The following is a 2,563-nucleotide window of genomic DNA, read 5'->3' on the forward strand; positions in this document are numbered from 1 at the left end:
TTTCCGCCGTTGCTTTTGGTGTCATACCATTTGTCGTGCCAGACTCCGTCGACAAGTAATCCCATGTCCGTTTCCCAAATTTTGTTAATCGGTTCTGGCAGGCATTCTGCCGCGGTTAAGCTTTATTGTGCTTATTTGCGCGTTGAAGACAATCCGTTGATGTGACATTAATTTGTTTCCAATCGCGCAACAGTATCCCGCTCAGGAGCCGCATAATGCTGATCGGAAATCTTGACGGCATGACCGTCTTTGCCCGTGTCGTTGAGGAACGCAGTTTTTCCGGTGCGGCGCGCAAGCTTGGCATGTCCAAATCTGCGGTCAGCAAACATGTAACCAAGCTTGAAGACAATCTTGGCATCCGGCTTCTGAACCGAACCACCCGTCGGCTCAGCCTGACAGATGCCGGGTCGACCTTCTATCAGCACTGCGCGCGTGTGGTTGAAGAAGTCGAAACAGCCGAACATGCGTTGACCGATTTGCGCGGCACGCCGCGCGGCACATTGCGTATTTCAGCCCCTCTGACCTTTGGGCAGATGTATCTGCCACAACTGGTGACCGAGTTCATGGATAAGTATCCCGGGCTGCATGTCGATATCCATCTGGCCGACCATATGGTTGATCTGGTGGCCGAGGGGATTGATATGGCGATCCGCATCACCCGACTTAAGGATTCCAGCCTGATCGCCCGCAAACTGGCCGATTTTACCGGCCATATTGTGGCCTCACCGGGTTATCTGGAACAGTATGGCGAACCCAAAACGCCGCAGGAACTGGCCGAGCACAGAACGATTTCCTACACCAACGTACCAAGCCCCAATATCTGGGACTTTGACGGACCTGATGGTCAGGTTTCGGTCCGGGTTAATCCGGTGATGTCATGCAACAATGGTGAATTCACCTCCGTCGCGGCCATTCGCGGCCTTGGTATTGCGCGTGAACCGGAATTCATCGTTGCAGAGGCGCTGAGCGAAGGGCGTCTTGTTCGCATCCTTCATGATTACGATCCGCTCAGCAGTGGCGGTATTTACGCGGTCTATCCCGAACGCCGCCACCTGCCCAGCAAGGTACGTGTGTTTATCGATTTTCTGGTCGAAAAATTCAAAGGCGGATTGTGCAACTTCCATCAGGAAGCCTGTGCGGAATATCGCGAAGGGCGTGGCCGTCAACGACCACGACCCTAATCACTTGCTCTCAACCCGCCAGCCCAACAAACAGATCGCGCCGATCAAAAGGGCGACAAACGGGATCGGCAGTAAGTTTGTAATGCCGCCAATCAAGGTCTTGAAACTGTCGGTCTGAAGGAACCCGGCCCAGTTGCTGCCATGCCAGATACGGTCATCGGGCACATGGCGGAAATCGGGCAAGCCATCTTCGATCCGGCCGATATAGCCATCATTTTCCGCCACCAGCCCGGCCAACAGATCCGGGGTGGAATTAGTATTTCGGGTTTCGGCGGTCAGGACATCACGATCAACATGCAACGCGGTTTGACTGCGATCATCCTGATCACGCACCCGAACCCGGATCAGACCGCGGGTTTCAATCGGAACAGTGGCCTGCCAGGATTGATCGGGCAGTTGTTCGAAGGCGGCATTGATCTGCTCGCCAGTTTCCGGATTGATCACGCTGGCTGCTTCCGGGGCTGCGCCAATCTTGCGCCAATTGAGGATCAGGCTCTCGCCATCCGGGCTGCGTTCGGTCAGCACGGTGTTTTCATCAAGGGCTGGTTCCTTCATCAGCCAGTGTGACAAGCGCCGCAGCAACTCTGCCACAGGACCACCGCCATCATGGCCGCGCTGCCAAAGCCACATCTGATCAGAGCTTAACATCGCCACACGACCTTCCTCGACCCGCTGCATGGTCAGAAGGGGCAGGTCATCCACACCGGTCAGAAGCGTCATGGCATCGGGATCTGAAATACGCGTTTCGATCTGACGATACCATTGACCCCATTTCGGAGGAGTGTTGGGGGATCCGGCAATGGCGGTTGTGACCGGGTGCAGGCGGCCGGCTTGATTAACACGGGGGACAAAGGCCTGCTCGATAACCCGTCCGGTCGGCGCGGCAGGCATCAGGTCATTCAACGCCGTGCTGGCAAGCCCGTCCGGCCCGACATATTCCGGCCCGGCGACGACCAGTGCCGCGCCACCCCATTTGACGAAATCAACCACCTTTTCCAGATAGTGCGGCGGCAAGACACCGCGCATCTGATAGCGGTCAAAAATGATCAGATCAAATTGACGCAGGCGCACTTCGAACAGATCACGGATCGGAAACGGGATCAGTGCCAATTCATTGATCGGTGTGTCGTCACCCTTTTCAGGAGGGCGCAAAATCGTGAAATGCACAAGATCCACCCCCGGATCAGCCCGCAAAAGGTTACGCCAGGCCCGCTCGCCCGGGTGGGGTTCGCCAGATAACAACAACACGCGCAACCGATCACGCACACCGGTGGTTTCAAGGATTAGCCGGTTGTTGGACTTGTCGGTTTCTTCCTCAAGCGTATCCATGCGCAATTCGGCAAGAACCGATCCGGCATGCGGCACCGGGATGCTGACCCGGC

Annotated in this window: 2 protein-coding genes; one reads left to right on the plus strand and one right to left on the minus strand. The window is 56.1% G+C overall.

The genetic code is table 11. The features are described from left to right. The first annotated feature begins 215 nt into the window (after positions 1–215). The gene (locus B3Z49_RS20905; protein WP_296994514.1) at positions 216–1,181 is read left to right on the plus strand and encodes a LysR family transcriptional regulator; all 966 of its coding nucleotides are present in this window, start codon (positions 216–218) and stop codon (positions 1,179–1,181) included. Here the strand turns inward: B3Z49_RS20905 and B3Z49_RS20910 are convergent. Continuing rightward, positions 1,182–2,563, minus strand: a 1,382-nt coding sequence (locus B3Z49_RS20910) for a hypothetical protein (RefSeq protein ID WP_296994517.1), incomplete at its 5' end; no start/stop codon positions are given.

It is taken from the genome of Thalassospira sp. UBA1131, from assembly GCF_002311515.1.
Classification (GTDB): domain Bacteria; phylum Pseudomonadota; class Alphaproteobacteria; order Rhodospirillales; family Thalassospiraceae; genus Thalassospira.

Coding starts and splice junctions, on each gene's coding strand:
- B3Z49_RS20905 (WP_296994514.1), top strand. CDS start 216: ATGCTGATCGGAAATCTTGACGGCATGACCGTCTTTGCCCGTGTCGTT.